Genomic DNA, 20,539 nt, shown 5'->3' on the forward strand with positions numbered 1-20,539 from the left:
AAAAATGATTCAACTCAAAACCCTCGACGAACTTCGTCTCATGCGTGAAAGCGCGCAACTCGTTTCAAAAACTTTAGGAATTATCGCCAAAGAGATAAAGCCGGGAGTTACCACCAATCACCTCGATAAGATTGGTGCCGAATTTATCCGCGATCACGGTGGCGAACCTGCTTTCCTCGGAATGTATGGATTCCCGAAAAACCTTTGTATTTCACCAAATGCAGAAGTGGTGCACGGAATTCCCAACGACAAACCTTTGGTTGAAGGCGATATCCTTTCCGTTGACTGCGGTGTTTATATGAACGGATTCTATGGCGACCACGCTTATTCTTTTGAAGTTGGAGAGGTCGCTCCCGAAACCAAGAAATTGCTGAAAGTTACCAAAGAATCTCTCTACAAAGGAATCGAACAGTGCGTTCGCGGAAAAAGGGTGGGAGATATTTCCAACGCAATTCAAACTTATTGTGAAAAGCATGGATACGGAGTTGTTCGGGAATTGGTCGGTCACGGTTTGGGAAGGAAAATGCACGAGGATCCGCAAGTTCCCAACTACGGAAAAAAAGGGAGCGGAAAAGTCCTGAAAGACGGCATTGCACTTGCCATCGAACCCATGATCAACCTTGGAACCCACGAAGTAAAATTCCACGACGATGGTTGGACGGTTACTTCCCGCGACAATTCACCTTCAGCACATTTCGAGCACGATGTGTGCATCATCAACGGCAAACCAGTTTTGCTCTCTACCTTCAAATATGTTCACGAAGCTTTGGGAATTGTGAGTGATGAAGAAGCGCCATTTACATTGGATTTTTAATTTGTTTCTATAAATGAAATTGAAAGGAAGGAGCGGCGAAGCCGCAAAATGTTGGTAGTATTGATATGGTGTTAAAAGGAGGTGCGAAGCACCGGCATGTTGGTAATATGATAAATTATGGCTGATTCAAACGCTACATACACACAAATACACATCCAATTTGTTTTCGCTGTGAAATTTCGTGATTCATTAATCCAGGAAGATTGGAAAGAAGAACTTCATAAATATATTACAGGAATAGTACAAAATAACAATCACAAATTATTGGTAATAAATTCAATGCCGGATCATGTTCATATCTTGGTTGGAATGAGACCAAAACAATCTGTATCCGATTTGGTAATGGAAATTAAGGCCAATTCTTCTAGATTCATTAATGAAAAAAAATTCTTGTCAACAAGATTTGAATGGCAAAAAGGATATGGAGCTTTTTCTTACGGTAAATCGCAAGTTAATGATGTAATCAACTATATTAATAATCAGGAGAAGCATCATCACAAAAAGTCTTTCAAAGAAGAATATATTGAATTTTTGACAAAATTTGATATTGATTTTAATCAAGAGTATATTTTTAATGATTTAATATAACCAACATGTCGGTGCTTCGCACCTCAATAACCTGCACTGCAAATCTTCTACCAACATTTCGCGGCTTCGCCGCTTCCCTAAACTTCCTTTAATTGAAAAAACTAGCCAAATTCCTTTTAAACAAAATTCCGCGGCCGATGCTTATCAACTTAAGCATTTTGCTGCGTCCACTGATTTATCAGTTCTTTAAAGGAAACAAATTTTACGATCCCATTGACGGGAAATCGTACCGGAAATTTCTTCCCTACGGTTACGGAAAACAACGGGAAAACGCACTTTCACCGGGAACGCTCAGTTTGGAGCGACACCGACAAATGTGGCTGTATCTTCAGAACGAAACAGATTTCTTCACCAAGAATTATAAAGTTCTCCATATCGCACCAGAACAGGAATTCCTGAGAAAATTCAAAAAAATGAAAAATCTGGATTATACTTCGGCAGATTTATTTTCACCGATTGTGGATGTGAAAGCCGATATTCTGGATTTGCCGTTTGAAGATGAGAGTTTCGACATCATTTTCTGCAACCATGTTCTGGAACATATCGAGGAAGACAGAAAAGCGATGAGCGAGCTTTACCGTGTGATGAGAAAAGGAGGGTGGGGAATTTTTCAGGTGCCAATGAAGAATTCTCTTGAGAAAACCTACGAGGATTTTTCCATTAAAGATCCGAAGGAAAGGCAGAAACATTTCGGGCAATACGACCACGTCCGCTGGTACGGAATGGACTATTTCGAGCGACTTAAATCCGTTGGTTTTGAAGTAGATATCAATTTCTATTCAAGAAAATATTCAAATGAGGAAACCCAGAAATTTGGCTTGATGGAGAACGAGATTCTCCCTGTCGTTTCAAAGAAGTAAGCGTTTATTCCTTAACGATCTTGAACATTTTCTCGTTGTTAACCTTGATGAAATAAGTTCCTGTTTTTAGACTCTGTAAATCTATTTTTTGTGTTTTTGCGTGATCATACTTCATTTGGTACACCAATTTTCCCGAGATATCAAAAACTGAAACAGTGTTGATTCCGCTTGTATTTTCCACAGTCAAGAAATCTTTCACAGGATTTGGTGCAATACTGTAATTTGGCAACTTATTGTCTTCCACAGTAAGATTAGTCGCTTCGAAATGCATTTGTTGAAATATAGGAGTTGTTATCACTAAAGTCTTCGTATTGCCGTTATTTTGAATGTAATAATGGAATATAAAAGAAGATTCAAAAAATGTACATAAATAACTAAAAAACTGGTTTACTTCACCATTGTCACCTGTATAAACCTCATTGGTACATGTTTTATTGCTTACGGTAAAACTATCTTGTCCTATGTAATCTAAGTTTGCCGAAATCAAATTAAAAAAGGAAGAACTCAACTGCGGAGATACTGTGGAAAATTTAGTAACCTGATTATAAGTCATTGGAGGAGCAAACCATGGCGACGGATGCAATTCATCTTCAACAAAAGTAATTTTCCAATTATTGTTCACTAAATCAGGATGTTGGGCGGAACAGAAGCTTGCCATCAAAATGAAAAGTAGAGCTTTTTTCATGATTTTTCTTTCAAATCTACAGTTTATTTTTGAATAATCATTTCACTACCTTTGCAAATATTTTTTTACGGGAAAAACAATTTCTCGACACCTTTCAAACTAATATTTTTTTGATCAAATACATGCACAAAGCAGGATTCGTAAATATCGTAGGAAAACCAAATGCGGGAAAATCAACCCTTCTGAATCAACTGATGGGAGAGAAGCTCGCGATTGTTACCCAGAAAGCGCAGACAACGAGACACCGTATTTTCGGGATTTATAATGAGGAGGATCTGCAGATCGTGTTTTCTGACACACCGGGAGTTTTGGATCCGAAATACGGATTGCAGGAAAAGATGATGGATTTTGTGAAGGATTCTTTGCAGGACGCCGATGTATTTCTGTTTATTGTGGACATTACCGACAAGACTGAACCGTTTGAGTTTCTAGTGGAAAAACTGAACAAGATTCCCGTTCCTGTACTGATTTTAGTCAATAAAATCGACGAGAGCAACCAGGAAGAACTTGAAAAAACGATGGAGTTGTGGCACGAGAGGATTCCGAAAGCGGAAATTCTGCCGATTTCTGCGCTGAAAGGATTTAATACCAAAGTGATCCTGCCAAAACTGAAATCGCTGCTTCCCGAAAATCCGCCGTACTACGACAAAGATCAGTTTACCGACAAACCGGAAAGGTTTTTTGTGAACGAGGCGATCCGCGAGAAAATCCTTTTGAATTACGAGAAAGAAATCCCGTATTCTGTGGAAGTAGTTACCGAACAGTTCAAGGAAAAAGAGGGAATCATCTTCATCGACTCGATTATTTATGTGGAGCGTGACACACAGAAAGGTATTATTATCGGGCATAAAGGCGAAGCGATCAAGAAAGTGGGAACAGAAGCGAGAATCGATCTTGAGAAGTTTTTTGCCAAGAAAATCCACCTCAATCTTTTCGTAAAAGTGAAAAAAGACTGGCGAAAAAATGAACGGGATTTGAAGAACTTCGGATACCGATGATAAAAAAACTTCCTTATATCGCTTGATATAAGGAATTTTAGTATTTTTGGGTTATAATTTACGAAATGAATTATTTCACTTCAACTAAAAGCAACCCTTTTCTGGTGGATATTTTCCTTCTTGTAGTACGCATATTCATTGGGTTTGCAATGATTTCGCACGGGTTTCCGAAACTACAGATGCTTACTTCGGGAGAAGAAATCCAGTTCTTTGACTTTTTGGGAATGGGTCCGAAAGCGACTTTGGTTCTCGCAGTTTTCGCCGAGTTTGTTTGTTCAATATTTATCATTTTAGGGCTCTTCACAAGAATTGCAGTTTTCTTTTTGACCTTCGCAATGTTTATTGCTGCGTTCGTGGTACACAGCGGTGATCCCTTTGCTAAAAGGGAAATGAGCTTGCTTTACCTGTGTTTATATCTGTTATTGTTTGCTTTCGGTCCAGGAAAATATTCTATTGACGGAATGATTAGCAAAAGAAGGGAATCCCGGTGGTAATTCATTAATTTTTATAGAATGTGTTTTTGGTTGTTCAGGAATATTCCATTTAACATAATATAAATTATAGGAAATTTTAATCTGTTGATTTACAATTGTATATGATTTCAGTTTAACATATTTAACATGTATATATCCTCTTTTAAAATAACTAATCTACACAATCTATATTTGGCGTAGTTTATTCACTCCCAATAGCTGAGAACCAATCTCTCACATCATGCAAAAGTTGTTTTTAATTATTTCCATGTTTCTAATTGTTTTCGGCTGCAAGAAAAATTCTGAAGTCTTGTCCGAAAAAAATCCTACAGCCGATTCTCAGCGATTAGAAAATTCAACGACTTGCTATCTGTCTGTAATTGGTCAGGATTCCGTGAGAATCTCTCTAACAGATTCTGGCGGAAAAATCTCTAGAGAAATTGATTTTAGAAATTCCGAAACCGACGGTTCTGTTGGAGCTTTCATAGGAATTAAATCCGGAGACACCATTAAACTTAAAGCCAGAACAATTGCCGAGGGTTACATTTCGCACAACGATATTTATCTTCTGGAAAAAGACGGTAAGCTTTACGAAGGTGTCGGCGAAATTAAGAAACAGAACGATTCGACAACCGTCTTCGCAGATCCAGCGAAAATAGACTACTCTAAAAGTTTCGTATTTTCAAAAACGGATTGTCCGAAGTAACTCAATTTAACATAATGTTAATCTTTGGATTTCATGAATTCTCAAATTTTCATTAAATTTAACCTTTCTTCAAAATACTCCTTTTTATTATGAAAAATCTGTTGATCGCCGCATTTGTCGCTTTTGCTGTGGCAAGTTGTGAGAAAAAATCCGAGCAATCGGTGCAAACCAGCACTACTCCACCCGATTCGATGACCGTTCCTGAAACTCACGAACCTGTGGAACCATCAACTTTACAAAGCTGTTATGTCGGAAATACAGGTAAAGATTCCGTGTTTATCTCGCTCGACGATAACTTGGGAACCATTACGGGGAAGCTTCGCTATAAAAATTTTGAGAAAGACAGCTCAATGGGCGATGTGATGGGAATTAAAAGTGGCGACACGCTGAAACTAACCTACAGCTTTGAATCTGAAGGAACTTCTTCCGAACGCGACATCTATTTTTTGCAAAAAAACGGTGAATTAATTGAAGGAATCGGCGACCATAAAACGGAAGGCAACAAAGAATTCTATGTAAATCCCGCAAAACTGAAATACGAAACCGCCGGTTTGAAATCAGCAGACTGTATAGATTTCGAAAAGAAATTTGCATCAAAGTAAGACGATTAGAAATTCAAGAGCAACCAGATTTTCTGGTTGTTTTTTTTGGCTAAAATTTATGTCTCAAAAAAAGAAAATAATCATTATTTTTGGTTCGTATGAAAACTGATGATTCTAAAAACAAGCAGAGCTTACAGGAACTTATTGATACCAAGGACTTTGTGGAGCATATTTCTGTGGATTGCGCCATTTTTGGTTTTGATGAAGGGATAATGAAAGTGCTCCTACTTAAGTACCATGATCTGGATTTGTGGTCGCTTCCAGGCGGATTTGTCTTTAATGATGAAGATCTAGACGATGCTGCGTCTCGGGTTCTCTACGAACGAACTTTGCTGAAAGACGTTTTTTTGAGCCAGTTTCATACCTTCGGAAAAATCGACCGCACCGAAAATAACGTCCACAGAATTCTTTTGAAAAACAAAGCAATCGAGGTTTCCAAAGACCATTGGATTTTTCAGCGATTCATCACCGTTGGCTACTGCAGTTTGATCGACTTCACTTTGGTTGATTCTTTTCCGGGTGCACTCAACGAAACAATTGCCTGGTTCGAGGTCAACAAACTGCCGAAAATGGCGTTTGACCACGAAGAAATCATTCAGAGAGGATTGGAACATATCCGAAAAGATATCGACACGCAAATCGTCGCCAGCAAACTTTTGCCTGAAAAATTTACGATGAAGGAACTTCAAACCGTTTACGAAACCGTTCTGGGTGAAGAACTTCGCAGAAATAACTTTCAGAGAAAAATTCTTGCACTTAATACTCTGGAGCGGCTCGAGAAATTTTACGACGGTTCCGCAAACAAGGCACCCTATCTTTACCGGTTTGCCGATAAAAAGTAAGTTCACACAAATTCGGTGAGCAATCACTTCCCTACTCTTCAGAAAATCCTTAATTTTAACAAAACAAATAAATTATGTCTTATTACCCGCTTTCGAGCATTCCGGATTACTATTTAATGGATGAACTTTTAACCGACGAACATAAACTGATCCGGCAATCAGTAAGGGATTGGGTAGAAAGTTTCGTGATGCCAAAAATCGATGAGGCGGCACAAAACCACCACGATATTCCGGGACTGATGAAGGAATTGGGAAATATCGGCGCTTTAGGTCCGTATATTCCTGAAGAATACGGCGGCTCTGGATTGGACCAGATTTCTTACGGAATCATCATGCAGGAACTGGAAAGAGGCGATTCTGCAGTTCGTTCTGCTGCTTCTGTTCAGAGTTCTTTGGTAATGTTCCCAATCAACGAATTCGGTTCGGAGGAGCAAAAAAAGAAATACCTTCGGAAATTGGCGAGTGGCGACATGATCGGCGCATTTGGATTGACTGAACCCAACCACGGTTCGGATCCCGGTTCTATGGAAACTCACTTTGAGGATAAAGGTGATCATTATCTCTTGAACGGTGCGAAGATGTGGATTACCAATGCTCCACTTTGCGACATCGCAGTAGTTTGGGCAAAAAATGAGGAAGGAAAAGTTCAGGGGTTGATTGTGGAGCGAAGCTATGAAGGTTTTACGACTCCGGAAACCCACAATAAATGGTCGCTTCGTGCATCCAAAACAGGTGAATTGGTTTTTAATAATGTAAAAGTTCCGAAGGAAAATTTATTGCCAAAAGTAGTTGGTTTAAAAGGACCTTTATCTTGTCTCAATTCTGCGCGTTACGGAATTTCATGGGGCGTAATCGGAGCTGCAATCGACTGTTATTGCACCGCCGTTCAGTATTCCAAAGAAAGAAAACAGTTCGGGAAACCGATCGGCTCGTTCCAGCTTCAGCAGAAAAAATTGGCAGAATTCCTAACCGAAATCACTAAAGCTCAGCTTCTCTGCTTACAGCTCGGAAATTTGAAAAACGCACACAAAGCAACTCCTGCGCAAATCTCGATGGCAAAGCGAAACAACGTGAAAATGGCGATCGACATCGCAAGAGAATCGCGACAGATTCTCGGCGGAATGGGAATCATGGGCGAGTTCCCGATGATGCGTCACGCTGCAAACCTGGAGTCAGTCATCACTTACGAAGGAACGCACGACATTCACCTGCTCATCACTGGACTTGATATTACGGGAATCAACGCGTTTTAGATATTGAATTTAACGATTTAACTCACAAAAAAACTTCAGAAAATTTCTGAAGTTTTTTTGTGAATATGGTGTGTTCACCATTAATCTTACCAGTTGTTGGATCCGCCTCTGTCGTAACCACCACCTCTGTTGTAGCCACCGCCGCCACGGTTTCCGCCGTATCCGCCGCGGTTGTTGTCGAAGCTTCTTCTTGGTTTTTGTTCTTTAGGTTTCGCTTCGGAAACGTTAAGTTCTTTTCCGTCGAGTTCTCTTCCGTTTAATTGCTCGATTGCTGCTTTCCCTTTTTCGTCACCCATTTCTACGAATCCGAATCCTCTGGATCTTCCGGTTTCTCTGTCGGTGATAATTTTGGCAGAAGTTACCTCGCCAAATTCTGAAAATAATTCATGCAGCCTCTCTTCTTTCGTTGCATAGTTGATGTTTGAAACAAAAATGTTCATCTTAAAAAAAATTAAAAAAATTAATACCTGTTGAGATTATAAATGAAAGTCAACAAAGTGATGAACAAATATTGATTTCGGATATAAAAACGGGTGCAAGATACAACTATAAATCAGATTTGCAACCTTTTATTTTTTTATTAGTCAACCTCTTTCCCTTTTGAAGCTTCGAGGAGTCGGAACCAGTCTTCCCTTTCGAGGTTGATATTTAAGCTTTGCTTGAGCTTTTGGATATTTTCAGATTTGGAAGTACCGATGACCGGAAGAATTTTTGCCGGATGTTTTAAAATGAACGACAGTAAAAGTTGGTTTTCTTCGGCACCATATTTTTGGCAAAGTTCATCAAGAATCTTCCCAATCCTGGAGTTCTGCTCTGATTTTTCGGTAAAGTAATTTCCCATTACGGAGTAAGCCATCGGTTTCAGTTTCTTGCGCATCATCTGCTCTAAAGTTTCGTCATAGAAAGAGTTTGTGTGATTAATCGAGATTTCGACTTGGTTCGTTGTTAATGGAAAAAGGTCATTAATCAAATCAAATTGGGAGGTTGAAAAATTAGAAACGCCAAAATCCAAAACCTTTCCGCTACTTCGCAAAACACCGAAAGCCGTGGCAATTTCTCCGGGATTCATCAAAGGCGATGGTCGGTGAAGCAAAAGCAAGTCGAGATAATCAGTTTGCAGATTTCTTAAACTGTTTTCCACAGAACTGATAATATGCTCCTTTGAATAATTATAAGATTTAATTTGGAAACCGCGGTTGGAACACGGCATTTCGATTCCGCACTTTGAAATAAGCTGCACTTCTTCCCTATCTATTTTCATTTCAGCGAAGGTATCGCCAAATAATTTTGCAGTCGTATAATTTCCGTAAATGTCGGCGTGATCAAAAGTGGTGAGGTTTTCTTCCAAAGAGATTTCGATCAGTTTCTGCACTTCTCTCTCGTTATGATTTGCTCCCCAAATTCCCCATCTCATGCATCCTACAATGATTTCAGAATAATCCATACGCTTTCAATATTTTAACCAAATTTATAAAAAAAGAGCTGGCTTTTTAACATCGATAATTATTGCCTTTACCATAATATCTTTAACTTTGAGCCAAAATTGATATAATGAAAAAATTGTCTTTATTATTTCTGAGCGTCTTCTCGACTTTTATTTTCGCTCAGTTTACCACTCCCGGAAACGGGACAACCTACACCCTTTCAACGCTTTCGGCAGCAGCGCCGACTGTTTTGGTGAACAACGGAACTTTCTACCAAATGACTGCAAACATCACCATTGCTGCAAACGATACTTTATTAATGGATGAAGATACCACCTTGAAAATCGATGGTGGTCTGGTTCTGACAGTAGCAGGAACTTATAATACCACCGCAACTAATTTGTTGATTACAGCAACCAATCCGGCGGTTGTTTTCAAAGGATTCCGTTTGGAGTCCACAGCAAACGTGACCTTCAAAAACACTACATTTGAATATGGAGGTGGAATTCAGTCGTTGACCGGAAATTTTCTGATGGACAACTGTATCGTACAATTTAACAAGTCTGGTCAATCAACAGGAGCAGCAATTAATTTCTCGACCGGAAATCCCGTGGTGAAAAATTCTCAGTTTATTGAGAACGATCTACCCGCGGTTGCTTCTGGAGCAAACCAGACCGTAGCGCTTGAATTTTCTAACAACTACTTGTTCCAAAACACCAAACTTAATTCCAACCGTCCACAAATTAACATGGGACCAAGCGGAGCGGGAGGACTTTCAAAAATTTTGAACAATACCATCATCGGAAACAGAGCCAACGACAAAGTGGGCGGAATTTCGGTATCTGGTCTTTTAGGCACCACTAATAATGTTTTGATCGACGGAAATACGGTAACCGACAACCGCTACGGAATTACGGTTACAGGGAATAATGCTTCAGGTACGATTTCCAATAATATCCTAACTAATAATAACGTAGAAACTGTTCCCAACAACGGAGGTAGCGGAATTAACCTGAACGGAAGCGGTTCCTTTAAAATTGAAAACAACCAGATTCGCGGACATTTATGGGGAATTACACTTGTGAACAACAAAGTGGCCGACCTTGGTGGAGGAAGTTTGGGAAGCGTTGGGAATAACGTTTTCAAAGACAACGGAAACAGCGGAGTGATTTATGCGCTTTACAACAACACGCCAAATGCGGTTTCTGCAACCAACAACTGTTGGAGAGAGGGCGAGCTTTCTACCGACGCGATGGTTGAAGAAGTGATTACGCACCAAGTTGATATCGCTACTTTAGGATTGGTTACCTTCAGTCCTTATTTATGTGCAGTTCCATTGGCGACAAGCAATGCTGCAGTTGCACAAAACAGCATCTACCCAAATCCAAGCAACGGAACCTTTACTTTTGATGCTGAAAAATCTGGAAACATCGTAGTTACTGATATGACAGGTAAAATCGTTTACAGCGGAATTGTGAACAAAGGTAAAAACAGGGTTTCTGTAAAAGCAACCTCAGGAACTTATGTGCTTCTTTATCAGTCCGAAGGCAAGAAATCCAGCTCAAAGCTGATCATCAAATAATTAATTGATCTCAAAATAGGCAAAACTCATCTCAATCTTTTTGGGATGAGTTTTTCTTTTTAGTTACATGAAATAATCGCAAAGTTTTTATTCAAAATAACTACCCTATTTTAAGGGTACAAAGTTTTTTCCGCCAAAGGCGGATTGATGAAGCGGTCGCTTCAACAGTGGATTTATCCACAGACTTTGCTTACCTGAATTTTGAATATTGAAAAGAAAAGCTTTGCGATTTAATATTCTGAATTTAGAAAGCAAATTTGTACAAGAAATTGATTATCTTCAACCAATGAAAATGCACACAACCAATTACAAAAACACCTTTATAGAAGTTGCAGAAGACTGCCCTGTTTCCGTAGCTGAGATTCCGCCTGTGAAAAGAAACAAGACTTTGGCCAATATTCAGCTGGAGATGGTTCTTGAAAATCCGTACAAATACACTTCCGACGAGGTTTTGTTCGAATGTTTTGCGATCAAAAATGAAATTGGCAAAGATGAACGCGATGAAGCCCGCAGAAATTTTTTCTCAAAAGGTCAACCCTGCTTTCGTTCATCCGCATTGGGAAAAAGATATGGTTTCGGCGTGCATTCGGATGCGGAAGGAAAGATTGCGTTTTTTCCAGTGGAAAGTGAGGAATATCAAAATTTTTTGAAAGATGATTCGGTGAAGAAGGTAAAGGCGATGCGCACGAAAAGGGCGAAGTAATTCCATAATCCATGGATTTCATCTACGGTTACTAATATTAAACCCTTCGGCTTTTTCTATTCGAGCGTTGCCGACAGCCGATTGCAGCAAGCATAGAGTTAGCAGAAATTTTACACCAATGATAGTTCCAATAACAATTTTAAGTATTCTATTTATCGGAATAGGATTTATAATTACTGAAAAAAATGCCAAATATTTACTTTCTGGATATAATACAATGTCCGAAAATGAGAGAGGAAAATTCGACATAAAATCGTACATTCCATACTTCAGAAATTTTCATATTTTTCTAGGACTCTCTCTATTCGTTATTTGCTTATCTGTTTATTATTTTATTGATCCAGATTGGAGCGGCATCGTTATGACAACCTACCCCATAATTGCATATATATTTTTTGTTTGGAAAGGGAATCAATTTTCAAAATTAAATAATAAAAAGTCTAATAGAAAAACAATTATGACCATGATTTTCTTAGTTGTTGTTTTTATTACTATTGCAGGAATGTTCTTAAATAGTCTAAATGATAATAATATAGACATAACAGGAAATACTATAAAAATAAAAGGAGATTATGGAATGGAATTGAAAAAAAGCGATATAAAATCAATAAAACTAGTAAATGAACTTCCTGAAATTTCATACAAAATGAATGGTTTTGCATTACAGAATGTAAAAAAGGGTTATTTTAAAACTAAAACTGGAGAAAAAGTTAAGTTATTTATCAATTCTGATAAATATCCATTAATTTATATAATAACCGAAGACAATCAAAAAATATATTATTCCTCAAAAGAAAAATCTAACAATATTGTTTTCAAAGATTTAAAAACTGCGATAAGCAAATAAAAACTTCTGCTACCATAGTATTGGAAAAATGCGGGGTTAAAGTCTTAATAGAAAGATTTGTTTGTATTTTGTCGCAAAAAAACTTTTCGTTCCACATTTTTTCTGTAATTTAGTTCCACGAAAAAGTTTTTTGCTTAGTGTAGTCTAAGTTGAACATTTTCAACTTCTTAACCCGCACTTCGCCAATACTTTTTCCGCAGAAAGCAGAAAACTAATTGCCGAAAGCCGATTGTTACATTGCTACATTGGTAAAATGTACATTGAAAAGCTTCCTTCCAACACAGCGAAAACCGCGACCCGGCTTGAGTGGAGCTCTTTTTTCTTTTTGATGGAAAATGGGTTGGCCAAAGAAAAAAAGCGGGAACGGAAGACGGAAATAGTCGCCCAAAAAATCAATTAATACTTTTATTTTGAAAGTTTTGTAACCTTTTCCAAATTCCTGTCGTATAATCTATTGCAGTCCTTAAACTGGATTGTTTTTTTCTATGAGACAGTTAAAAATTACAAAGCAGGTTACCAACAGAGAAACCGCATCGCTTGACAAGTATCTACAGGAAATCGGGAAAGTGGACCTGATTACCGCCGATGAAGAGGTGGAACTCGCACAGAAAATCCGAGCAGGAGACCGGGTTGCACTGGAAAAACTGATCAAGGCGAATTTGCGTTTCGTGGTGTCTGTTTCGAAACAATACCAGAATCAGGGATTATCACTCCCCGATTTGATCAACGAGGGAAATCTCGGTTTGATGAAAGCCGCAAAAAGATACGATGAAACCAGAGGTTTTAAGTTTATTTCTTATGCGGTTTGGTGGATTCGCCAGTCGATTCTGCAGGCATTGGCGGAACAGTCGAGAATTGTTCGTCTGCCGCTGAACAAGATTGGCTCAATCAACAAGATCAACAAAGCTTACGCACACCTTGAACAGGAAAACGAACGACCACCGTCTCCCGAAGAATTGGCTGAAGTTCTCGATATGAGCGAGGAAGACATTAAGGAATCGATGAAGAATTCCGGTCGTCACCTCTCGATGGATGCACCGCTTGTTGAAGGTGAAGATTCCAATTTATACGACGTTTTGCGTTCGGGAGAATCACCAAGTCCAGACAAAGACTTGATGCTGGAATCGCTGCAGATTGAGATCGAAAGAGCATTGCAGACCTTGACTCCGAGAGAAGCAGATTTGGTTCGGCTTTATTTCGGACTGAATGGCAAACATCCGATGACTTTGGAAGAAATCGGTGAAACCTTTGATCTGACGAGAGAACGTGTTCGACAAATTAAGGAAAAAGCGATCAAACGATTGAAACACAATACCAGAAGCAAGATTCTGAAATCTTATCTCGGTAAATAATTTTTTAGCAACAACAGAAAAGGAACCCCAAATTGAGGTTCCTTTTTTTATTTATGAGGTTTGGAAATTCTTCCGCGCCAATTCCTTTCGCACACGGCTTAAACTTTCAGGCGTAATTCCCAGATAGGAAGCGACCATCCATTGCGGAACGCGCAGCAAAATGTCGGGATACATTTTGATGAAGTTCATATAGCGTTCCTCGGCGGTTTCTGCCAACAATGAATTCACTCGGTTCTGCAAATTCCTGATGTGTTTCTGCAAAAGCAGGTCATTATTTTCCGCGGTATGCGGAAACTGCTGATTGATGGTCGTAAAGAAATCGTTTTTCAATAAAAGAACTTCCGACTCCTCCACTGCTTCGATATAATATTTGGACTTTTCGTTAAAGTAGAGTGAGCTTCGGTCAGAAATCAGCCAGTTTTCAGGCGCAAACTGTATGATGTGTTCCTTTCCGTTCCGGTCGATGGAATACATTCTCAGCAAACCTTTTTCCACGAAAAGCGTCTGGTTGCAGACTTCACCTTCGCGGAGAAGAAATTCGTTCTTGGCAACTTTTTTTGCCGTATAGTGACTGGTGCAGGTAGAAACGGCTTCCTTCGGAATTTCCAAAACTTCCGAGAGGTAATTGGTGATATTCAGCTTTTCTTCCATTAAACTTTAAACTAAATCAAGTGAAATTGAATGATGGGACGCATTTTTGACAGCTTTTCCATTTTCCAGAACGATAAGTTGCGGACTTTGATGCTGAACACCAAAATCATCGGCAATCTTGTTGGAAAGATTTCGGTGTGCCAACAAGTCGAGGAAATAAAACTCCGCATCCTGTGCTGAATTCTGCACTTCTTTTTCAAAGTTTCTCAAAACCGTTTTGCTGATGTGGCATCTTGTGGAATGTTTGAAAATCGCCACCTTTTTTTCAAAGGATTTTTTTACGGCTTGTTTCAGATCGCTTTCCGATTCGATGGAATGCCAGAAATTAACCGAATCTTTTTCCGCGTCGGAACCGCCAAATATTTTGTCAAAAAAACTCATACTCCAAACTGTTTTAAATGATGGTCAAGATGTTTGTGCTCCATAAAACCCCAATCTTTCGTGGTCATTGTTCCGAAGAGTTCGTGCTTTTTTGGGAGTTTGCCGCTTTCTGCAATTTCACAGAACTCTCCAAGGGTTTTCAGGAGTTGATCTCTCGATTCCCCAAAGTTACAATTTTCCTTCACAATCAGTTTGCTGAAAGTCGGCATATTGTGCGGAATTCCATTATTAAAGATTCTCATCTCGATCTTGGTCAAATTCCCGATGGCGTAAATCACAGGATTAGTTTTTGGCAGAATGATTTTTCCGATTGCCACCATCAACACTTTATTGCAGTGATAAAGCATTTGCGACACCTCGAGTTGTCCCCATTTTGGCGAACATTCTTTATTCAAAGCCAAGATTCTGCGTTCGGTTTCTTTCCGAATTTCGGGATCGAGCAGTGATTTGTATTTTACCAACCTTTCTCTTTTTTCAGGTTTACAATCTGCGCATAATGATGATCGCAATGCCATGAGTAGAAAGCGAGATTCTCTTTTAACGAGATATTTCTGTTTTGTTCGGGATGGAAAAAAGTTCTTTCAAATTCCATGTTGGTCATGGATTTCAATTCGTAAACCCAACGTTTGTGGAGACCTTTGAGCATTTGCAGAGCGGGTTTTATTTCGATGGTGAAGCTGTCCTGCAATTCTGCCCAAGCTGCTTCGTCGTAGGTTTTAATGGTGGGATTGTCTTCCGTTAATGCCAGTTTCAAACGCACATAACTGTTCATATGGCTGTCTGCAAGATGGTTGATTAATTGTCGAACTCTCCATCCTCCTTCCCGATATTGCGTGTCGAGTTGTTCGTCGCTCCAGTGTTCAACAAGGTTTTTTAATCTCGCTGGGAAATCCTTTAGCACCTTGATATGGTGGTCGATTTCCTGATCCGAGATATTTTGTGGTCCCTCGAATTTTCCGATGGGATATTTTTTATGTTCTAAGTTGTCCATTTTATTCTTAAAGTTTTGACGATTTGGCTGAATATTCTATTTGGCTGAAATTTTGTGGCGATCTTGATGTAAATTTATCAAAAATTTGCCTTGAATGAAATACTTAAACAAAATTTAATCCAATGAAAAAAGCCCTGATTATCGTTGACGTGCAAAATGATTTCTGTGAAGGCGGCGCTCTCGCTGTTCCCGGAGCGAACGAGATTATTCCTTATATAAACCTTTTAATGGAAGAAAATGAATACGATCAGATTGTTCTGACGCAAGATTGGCATCCCGCAAATCACAAAAGTTTTGCTTCCAACAACGGTAAGCAAGTCGGAGAATCCATTATCCTCAATGGTTTGCCGCAATTTATGTGGCCAGATCACTGCGTGCAGGGAACTTTCGGGGCAGAGTTTCATAAAGACCTGAACCGCGATAAAGTGACACACATCATCCAAAAAGGAAAAAATCCCGATGTTGACAGCTATAGCGGATTTCAGGACAACAACCATTTCGTGAAAACCGGCTTGGATGATTTCCTGAAATACCACGACATCCAATTGGTAGAAATTGTTGGTTTGGCTATGGATTACTGTGTGAAGTTCACCTGTCTCGATGCAGCGAATTTGGGTTATGTGACGTGTCTGCATTTCAACGGAACGCGCGCTGTAAACGTGAAACCCGATAATGGAAAGAACGCCATTTACGAAATGCTGCAAAATGCGGTGACTGTTTTGGGATAAAGTGGTTTTCAACATCAAATAATTAAACTTCTCTTTACCGCGGAATTTTTTTTGTGGACTACTCTTAAGAATTTTATATTTTTAAAGAAAATTTTTTTTGAGAAAACTGCTGTACTTATTGACTCTTTCGTTTTTGGCATCCTGTGTTTCCGTGAAGAAGCACAACGAAAAACGTGAAATCCCCATCGCGCCGGAAAAACTGAAAAAAGATGTCGACTTCGCCTACCAAAAACTTCAGAAGCTCCATCCAGAACTGTACTGGTATATTTCTCAGGACAGCTTGGATTACAAGTTCGACAGCATTAAAACCACAATTAAAACTCCTTTAAAACCCAACGATTTTTATCAAAAATTAGCGCCCGTTATCGCTAAAGTAAAACAGGGGCATCTTCGGCTCTACCCTCTCGAAAAACGGTTGACCAAAAAGGAAATCGAAAATCTGAAGAACCAGAAAGGTTTGCTCAGCCGCTTCAACTTTGTGGTGGATGATAACAGAATTTTCGTTTTAGACAATACCGAGAAAATCGCCAATATGGACGTGGGAACCGAAATCCTGAAGATTAAGGATATTCCCCTGAAAGACCTTTTACAGAAGTATCACCCGTTTATCAACAGTGACGGTCTCAACAAAACTTTCCAAAAATATTCGCTTGCACGAAGATGGCCTGCTTTTTTCACAGCAGAATTCGGGATTTTAGATTCCGTAAAACTCGAGACGAAGTTGAATAATGCCACAAAAACTTTCTACCTGCACCGCGAAAAAATGTCGAAGGAGGAAAGGAAAAAAGAAGAATCAGCCAACAAGAAAATCACCAAAAGCGAGACAGGGAAAACCAAGGATTACAACATCATCACTAAAAGTTACAACCGCGACCTGCAGTTTCCCGTGAAAGATTCGTCGGTTGCGTATATGAAGATCAAGACTTTTTCGGGAACTTTCTCCCGAAAATTTTACAAGCAAAGTTTTGCCATACTCAAAAAATCACCTGCAAAGTATCTGGTACTCGACATCCGCGATAATCTGGGCGGCTCACTTTATGAGATCAACAACCTGTATTCTTACCTCGCGAAAGAGGATTTCAAATTTATTAACGATATCGAAGTCACCTCACGTTCAGCAATGTTTCAGGCAGATTACTTTTCGGAGTTTTCGTGGATTTATAAACCATTGGCGGTTGTCGGATATCCATTTTATTGGTTGGGAACTGCACTTTCCGTCAAGAAAAAAGATGACCGTTTTTATCTGAGGAACAACGGAATTTTCTCCATTAAGAAAGTAAAGAAAAACAATTTCGAGGGAAAAGTTTATGTGCTGATGAACGGTAGCAGTTTTTCGGCGGCAGCAATTCTCCCATCAAAACTGAAAGGAGACCAACGCGCATTTTTGGTCGGTGAAGAAACCGGCGGCGCCAACGACGGCACGGTTGCTGGAAGATATTCCACCAAAAAACTTCCGAATTCACGGCTTTATCTTCCGATTGGTTTAATGCTGATTCAACCGAATATCGAATTCACCAACACCAAAAAAGGGGTGATTCCCGATAAAGAAATCACCCCCACTTTGCTTGAAATTCTTCAGAAAAAAGATGTGCAGTTGGATACCGTGATGGAACTCATCAAACAGGACAAGAAATCCATTTCCGAAATCAAACCCTAAAACTCAAAAATAAATCCGAAATAAGGAAGCGGCGTTGAACGGTCGGCTTCACCGTAATTCAGCTGGTAGATTTGCTCGTTTTGCGGTGCTGATGGATTCACGATAATTCCGTTTCCGTTGGCATCACGTTCCAAAGCGATGACAGGAAGCGCGCTTGGTTTTTGCGAACCATAAGCATTCACGACATCTACATAAAACGTCATTTGCCATTTGTTGAAAATCCATTTTTTCTCGGCTCTGATATCGAGTTGATGCACCAGATTTCCGCGTTGTGAATTCAGTAAAGCATAATCGGAAACCGGCGAATTGGCGATGTTCCAGATATTCACCAACTGGCTTCTTTGCAAATCATACGGCGTTTCCGGAAGTCCGCTCTGCAAACGGAAACGCACTCCGACATTCCAGTTTCGTTTGAAATATTTACCTGCAGTTAATGAAAAAATATGCCGGCTGTCCCAACTTGAAGGTTTTAAATCGCCATTGAAATCACTAAATTTCGATTGCCCGAAAGTGTAGGAAGCAATTCCGTAGAAATCGTTTACGGTTCTTTTTTGAGCCAGAATTTCGAAACCATAAGTTTCACCGAAACCTCTGCTGTCCAAAGGTTCAGCTCCTACCACTCCAAAATCGCCTCCCAAATTCGCTAAAGAAATTCCGTTGCGCAGCGAAAACGGATAGTTTTTATATTTCTTGTAATAGGTTTCGCCAGTGATTCTTAAATTATTGTTTCCGTTAAATTCCAAACCGCCCACAACCTGCGAATTTCTGATATATTTCAGAGAATTTTTGTTGATGAAGTCGCCATTCTGAAGAAATCCTAAAGCCGTATAAGAAGGCAGCATATAATAAATACCGCCATTCAGGTTGAAGGCAAATTGGTTGGCAAATCTGAATTTCATCGAAATTCTCGGAGAAAACTGCTCCAACGGATTGGAAGTTAAATCTGAATAATCGCTTCCATCAATTCGGAATCCGCCGGAAATTTCCACTTTATTATCCAATAATTTTGTAGCGCTTTGAAGGTAAAAACCGTACTGCGAAAGGTTCATTTCCGAAAGATAATTGTCGAGAGCGGGGCCGTTTTGGGTAATGATCCTCAGATTGGAACGGTTGAAATAATTGGCAAAATTCACATTGGTACCTGATGAAAGCTGAAAATCTCCCAACCGGAAATTTCGGTCGATCCGGATTTTGTTTTCTGCCTCTTTCGAGTGGTAATCCAGCAATAAATTATCGGAAACTTCGATATTTCGGTAATATTTCGTGGCTTTATTGTCGAGCATATTTCTGCTCCAGGTGAAGAGCCAGTTTCCGTTTTCGGTGAGATGGCGGTAACCTGCACCCATCGTATAATTCCACTGTGGCGAAACGGGAAGTCGCTCAATCAGTGTTAAATTGTAGAGCGTTTCGTTGGCTTTCGTGTTGAATTTAAAATTGTCGAGTGCTCCCAAACCTATAAAATACAGCTCGTCACCCGACTTGAACTTCTTGGAAACCTTCACCGTCGCATCCGAGTACGAAGGCAAAAACGGCACTCCCATCGCTTTGAACAGGAACTGAAGATTCGATTTTCTCGCGCTGAAAAGTCCTGACCAGCTTTGGTCTTTGGAAAGCGGACCATCCGCCATCAACTGAATATCATCAAAACCGATCACCGCTTTATAGCCGATTTTATCTTTTCGCGCCTGCTTCAAATTGAACTCAAACAAGGACGAAAGCGTACCATTTCTTTTTGCTGGAAAAGCACCACTGTAGAAATCGACATCTTTAATAAAATCAATGGTCAGAATTCCTTTCGGTCCGCCACTCGCTCCCTGCGTTTGAAAATGATTGATCACGGGAACCTCGATTCCGTCGATATAAAATTTGTTTTCTGCCGAACTTCCGCCGCGGATAAAAAGGTCGTTTCGGAAAGTCGCCGTCGTCCCAACTCCCGGAAGCGAAAGGATCGCCTTCGAAATATCCCGGTTGGAGCCGGCATTTTTCTGAACTTCCTCACTCGTAATATTTCTCAGAGAAACTGGACTTTCAGCGGTGGTTTTATAGGTTTTTCCTTTAATAACCACGGTTTCGATATCTGTTTCTCGCGAATTGCTTTTCATTAAACCCATTGAAAAAGTAAGATTCTGATTCGGAACCACATTAATATCGTTGAGTGTTCCCGTTTCAAAACCCTCTGAATTGATCTGGAAACTGTAATTTCCTGCGGGTAAATCTTTGAGCAAAACATTTCCGTTCGCTGAAAAAGTCTCTCCGCTCGAACTGATCTTGACGGTTGCCGGTAAAGGTTTTTTGGAAAAATCATCAAAAACGTTGATGTTGATGCTTCCTGTTTGCGATGAAAAAAGGGCAGCAAAAAAAAGCGATATAATTAAGATAATTCTGGCAAAAAATACAGTCAT

23 protein-coding genes are annotated in these 20,539 nt (G+C 39.6%); 15 read left to right on the forward strand and 8 right to left on the reverse strand.

The features are described 5' to 3' along the window. Nucleotides 1-4 precede the first annotated feature (4 nt). The 3 genes from map (at nucleotide 5) to MTP09_RS07525 (ending at nucleotide 2,262) form a co-directional block, all read left to right on the forward strand. The gene (map, locus tag MTP09_RS07515) at nucleotides 5-814 is read left to right on the forward strand and encodes a type I methionyl aminopeptidase (RefSeq protein ID WP_243547568.1); all 810 of its coding nucleotides are present in this window, start codon (nucleotides 5-7) and stop codon (nucleotides 812-814) included. Between the two features lie 117 nt (nucleotides 815-931). Continuing rightward, complete coding sequence (gene tnpA, locus MTP09_RS07520; RefSeq protein WP_243547570.1) at nucleotides 932-1,402, forward strand: IS200/IS605 family transposase; 471 nt, start codon at nucleotides 932-934, stop codon at nucleotides 1,400-1,402. A gap of 92 nt (nucleotides 1,403-1,494) precedes the next feature. Then, nucleotides 1,495-2,262 (forward strand): class I SAM-dependent methyltransferase, encoded by a 768-nt coding sequence (locus tag MTP09_RS07525; RefSeq protein WP_243547572.1) that lies wholly within the window; start codon nucleotides 1,495-1,497, stop codon nucleotides 2,260-2,262. A gap of 4 nt (nucleotides 2,263-2,266) precedes the next feature. On the opposite strand, the gene MTP09_RS07530 is transcribed toward MTP09_RS07525, so the two are convergent. Beyond that, entirely contained in the window at nucleotides 2,267-2,947 is a 681-nt protein-coding gene (locus MTP09_RS07530; protein WP_243547575.1) for a T9SS type A sorting domain-containing protein, read from the reverse strand. A gap of 122 nt (nucleotides 2,948-3,069) precedes the next feature. On the opposite strand from MTP09_RS07530, the gene era reads away from it, so the two are divergent. The 6 genes from era (at nucleotide 3,070) to MTP09_RS07560 (ending at nucleotide 7,821) form a co-directional block, all read left to right on the forward strand. Continuing rightward, a complete protein-coding gene (gene era / locus MTP09_RS07535; RefSeq protein ID WP_243547577.1) occupies nucleotides 3,070-3,945 on the forward strand; it encodes a GTPase Era in 876 nt (291 codons plus the stop codon). Nucleotides 3,946-4,010: 65 nt separating this feature from the next. Then, nucleotides 4,011-4,439 carry a DoxX family protein gene (locus MTP09_RS07540; protein WP_243547580.1) on the forward strand — a complete coding sequence of 143 codons (429 nt, stop codon included), beginning with the start codon at nucleotides 4,011-4,013 and terminating at the stop codon, nucleotides 4,437-4,439. 220 nt (nucleotides 4,440-4,659) lie between these two features. Further along, complete coding sequence (locus MTP09_RS07545; RefSeq protein WP_243547584.1) at nucleotides 4,660-5,124, forward strand: hypothetical protein; 465 nt, start codon at nucleotides 4,660-4,662, stop codon at nucleotides 5,122-5,124. An 89-nt stretch (nucleotides 5,125-5,213) separates the two neighbouring features. After that, nucleotides 5,214-5,726: a hypothetical protein gene (locus MTP09_RS07550; RefSeq protein ID WP_243547586.1), complete on the forward strand. Its 513-nt coding sequence runs from the start codon at nucleotides 5,214-5,216 to the stop codon at nucleotides 5,724-5,726. Nucleotides 5,727-5,824: 98 nt separating this feature from the next. Next, complete coding sequence (locus tag MTP09_RS07555; RefSeq protein WP_243547588.1) at nucleotides 5,825-6,568, forward strand: NUDIX hydrolase; 744 nt, start codon at nucleotides 5,825-5,827, stop codon at nucleotides 6,566-6,568. Between the two features lie 74 nt (nucleotides 6,569-6,642). Continuing rightward, entirely contained in the window at nucleotides 6,643-7,821 is a 1,179-nt protein-coding gene (locus MTP09_RS07560; RefSeq protein WP_243547590.1) for an acyl-CoA dehydrogenase family protein, read from the forward strand. 86 nt (nucleotides 7,822-7,907) lie between these two features. On the opposite strand, the gene MTP09_RS07565 is transcribed toward MTP09_RS07560, so the two are convergent. Both MTP09_RS07565 and MTP09_RS07570 read right to left on the reverse strand, forming a co-directional pair. Beyond that, the gene (locus tag MTP09_RS07565; protein WP_243547591.1) at nucleotides 7,908-8,261 is read right to left on the reverse strand and encodes an RNA recognition motif domain-containing protein; all 354 of its coding nucleotides are present in this window, start codon (nucleotides 8,259-8,261) and stop codon (nucleotides 7,908-7,910) included. A 140-nt stretch (nucleotides 8,262-8,401) separates the two neighbouring features. Beyond that, nucleotides 8,402-9,265, reverse strand: coding sequence for an aldo/keto reductase (locus MTP09_RS07570; protein WP_243547593.1), 864 nt, complete (start codon nucleotides 9,263-9,265; stop codon nucleotides 8,402-8,404). Nucleotides 9,266-9,372: 107 nt separating this feature from the next. Here MTP09_RS07570 and MTP09_RS07575 point away from each other — a divergent pair, with 107 nt between their 5' ends. The 4 genes from MTP09_RS07575 to MTP09_RS07590 all read left to right on the forward strand — a co-directional run bounded on the left by MTP09_RS07575 (nucleotide 9,373) and on the right by MTP09_RS07590 (nucleotide 13,729). Further along, complete coding sequence (locus MTP09_RS07575) at nucleotides 9,373-10,827, forward strand: T9SS type A sorting domain-containing protein (protein WP_243547595.1); 1,455 nt, start codon at nucleotides 9,373-9,375, stop codon at nucleotides 10,825-10,827. Nucleotides 10,828-11,119: 292 nt separating this feature from the next. Beyond that, the gene (locus MTP09_RS07580; protein ID WP_243547598.1) at nucleotides 11,120-11,530 is read left to right on the forward strand and encodes a DUF6157 family protein; all 411 of its coding nucleotides are present in this window, start codon (nucleotides 11,120-11,122) and stop codon (nucleotides 11,528-11,530) included. A gap of 118 nt (nucleotides 11,531-11,648) precedes the next feature. Next, complete coding sequence (locus tag MTP09_RS07585; RefSeq protein WP_243547600.1) at nucleotides 11,649-12,377, forward strand: DUF3784 domain-containing protein; 729 nt, start codon at nucleotides 11,649-11,651, stop codon at nucleotides 12,375-12,377. Between the two features lie 485 nt (nucleotides 12,378-12,862). After that, complete coding sequence (locus tag MTP09_RS07590; RefSeq protein WP_027376244.1) at nucleotides 12,863-13,729, forward strand: sigma-70 family RNA polymerase sigma factor; 867 nt, start codon at nucleotides 12,863-12,865, stop codon at nucleotides 13,727-13,729. Nucleotides 13,730-13,780: 51 nt separating this feature from the next. Here the strand turns inward: MTP09_RS07590 and MTP09_RS07595 are convergent, their stop codons facing one another. Genes MTP09_RS07595 through MTP09_RS07610 form a run of 4 tightly spaced genes read right to left on the reverse strand, consistent with a single transcriptional unit; the run spans nucleotide 13,781 to nucleotide 15,752 of the window. Further along, nucleotides 13,781-14,380: a Crp/Fnr family transcriptional regulator gene (locus MTP09_RS07595; RefSeq protein ID WP_243547601.1), complete on the reverse strand. Its 600-nt coding sequence runs from the start codon at nucleotides 14,378-14,380 to the stop codon at nucleotides 13,781-13,783. A 6-nt stretch (nucleotides 14,381-14,386) separates the two neighbouring features. After that, a complete protein-coding gene (gene ytxJ, locus MTP09_RS07600) occupies nucleotides 14,387-14,761 on the reverse strand; it encodes a bacillithiol system redox-active protein YtxJ (protein ID WP_243547603.1) in 375 nt (124 codons plus the stop codon). Continuing rightward, entirely contained in the window at nucleotides 14,758-15,222 is a 465-nt protein-coding gene (locus tag MTP09_RS07605; protein ID WP_243547605.1) for a DUF1569 domain-containing protein, read from the reverse strand. Before MTP09_RS07605 ends, ytxJ begins: the two co-directional genes overlap by 4 nt. Then, nucleotides 15,216-15,752: a YfiT family bacillithiol transferase gene (locus tag MTP09_RS07610; RefSeq protein ID WP_243547607.1), complete on the reverse strand. Its 537-nt coding sequence runs from the start codon at nucleotides 15,750-15,752 to the stop codon at nucleotides 15,216-15,218. The genes MTP09_RS07605 and MTP09_RS07610 overlap by 7 nt, the downstream gene beginning before the upstream one ends. Before the next feature lie 122 nt (nucleotides 15,753-15,874). On the opposite strand from MTP09_RS07610, the gene pncA reads away from it, so the two are divergent. Next, on the forward strand, nucleotides 15,875-16,480 hold the full coding sequence (gene pncA, locus MTP09_RS07615) for a bifunctional nicotinamidase/pyrazinamidase (RefSeq protein WP_243547610.1): 606 nt from the start codon (nucleotides 15,875-15,877) through the stop codon (nucleotides 16,478-16,480). Between the two features lie 97 nt (nucleotides 16,481-16,577). After that, nucleotides 16,578-18,137, forward strand: coding sequence for a S41 family peptidase (locus MTP09_RS07620; RefSeq protein WP_243547612.1), 1,560 nt, complete (start codon nucleotides 16,578-16,580; stop codon nucleotides 18,135-18,137). On the opposite strand, the gene MTP09_RS07625 is transcribed toward MTP09_RS07620, so the two are convergent. After that, nucleotides 18,134-20,539, reverse strand: coding sequence for a TonB-dependent receptor (locus MTP09_RS07625; RefSeq protein WP_243547614.1), 2,406 nt, complete (start codon nucleotides 20,537-20,539; stop codon nucleotides 18,134-18,136). The genes MTP09_RS07620 and MTP09_RS07625 overlap by 4 nt on opposite strands.

Origin of the sequence: Chryseobacterium suipulveris, assembly GCF_022811685.1 — a bacterium.
GTDB lineage: Bacteria > Bacteroidota > Bacteroidia > Flavobacteriales > Weeksellaceae > Kaistella > Kaistella suipulveris.

What these genes read in the sequence shown, in the direction of transcription:
- map (WP_243547568.1), top strand. Translation starts at nt 5, where the DNA reads ATGATTCAACTCAAAACCCTCGACGAACTTCGTCTCATGCGTGAAAGC.
- tnpA (WP_243547570.1), top strand. Translation starts at nt 932, where the DNA reads ATGGCTGATTCAAACGCTACATACACACAAATACACATCCAATTTGTT.
- MTP09_RS07530 (WP_243547575.1), bottom strand. Translation starts at nt 2,947, where the DNA reads ATGAAAAAAGCTCTACTTTTCATTTTGATGGCAAGCTTCTGTTCCGCC.
- era (WP_243547577.1), top strand. Translation starts at nt 3,070, where the DNA reads ATGCACAAAGCAGGATTCGTAAATATCGTAGGAAAACCAAATGCGGGA.
- MTP09_RS07540 (WP_243547580.1), top strand. Translation starts at nt 4,011, where the DNA reads ATGAATTATTTCACTTCAACTAAAAGCAACCCTTTTCTGGTGGATATT.
- MTP09_RS07545 (WP_243547584.1), top strand. Translation starts at nt 4,660, where the DNA reads ATGCAAAAGTTGTTTTTAATTATTTCCATGTTTCTAATTGTTTTCGGC.
- MTP09_RS07550 (WP_243547586.1), top strand. Translation starts at nt 5,214, where the DNA reads ATGAAAAATCTGTTGATCGCCGCATTTGTCGCTTTTGCTGTGGCAAGT.
- MTP09_RS07555 (WP_243547588.1), top strand. Translation starts at nt 5,825, where the DNA reads ATGAAAACTGATGATTCTAAAAACAAGCAGAGCTTACAGGAACTTATT.
- MTP09_RS07560 (WP_243547590.1), top strand. Translation starts at nt 6,643, where the DNA reads ATGTCTTATTACCCGCTTTCGAGCATTCCGGATTACTATTTAATGGAT.
- MTP09_RS07565 (WP_243547591.1), bottom strand. Translation starts at nt 8,261, where the DNA reads ATGAACATTTTTGTTTCAAACATCAACTATGCAACGAAAGAAGAGAGG.
- MTP09_RS07570 (WP_243547593.1), bottom strand. Translation starts at nt 9,265, where the DNA reads ATGGATTATTCTGAAATCATTGTAGGATGCATGAGATGGGGAATTTGG.
- MTP09_RS07575 (WP_243547595.1), top strand. Translation starts at nt 9,373, where the DNA reads ATGAAAAAATTGTCTTTATTATTTCTGAGCGTCTTCTCGACTTTTATT.
- MTP09_RS07580 (WP_243547598.1), top strand. Translation starts at nt 11,120, where the DNA reads ATGCACACAACCAATTACAAAAACACCTTTATAGAAGTTGCAGAAGAC.
- MTP09_RS07585 (WP_243547600.1), top strand. Translation starts at nt 11,649, where the DNA reads ATGATAGTTCCAATAACAATTTTAAGTATTCTATTTATCGGAATAGGA.
- MTP09_RS07590 (WP_027376244.1), top strand. Translation starts at nt 12,863, where the DNA reads ATGAGACAGTTAAAAATTACAAAGCAGGTTACCAACAGAGAAACCGCA.
- MTP09_RS07595 (WP_243547601.1), bottom strand. Translation starts at nt 14,380, where the DNA reads ATGGAAGAAAAGCTGAATATCACCAATTACCTCTCGGAAGTTTTGGAA.
- ytxJ (WP_243547603.1), bottom strand. Translation starts at nt 14,761, where the DNA reads ATGAGTTTTTTTGACAAAATATTTGGCGGTTCCGACGCGGAAAAAGAT.
- MTP09_RS07610 (WP_243547607.1), bottom strand. Translation starts at nt 15,752, where the DNA reads ATGGACAACTTAGAACATAAAAAATATCCCATCGGAAAATTCGAGGGA.
- pncA (WP_243547610.1), top strand. Translation starts at nt 15,875, where the DNA reads ATGAAAAAAGCCCTGATTATCGTTGACGTGCAAAATGATTTCTGTGAA.
- MTP09_RS07625 (WP_243547614.1), bottom strand. Translation starts at nt 20,539, where the DNA reads ATGACTGTATTTTTTGCCAGAATTATCTTAATTATATCGCTTTTTTTT.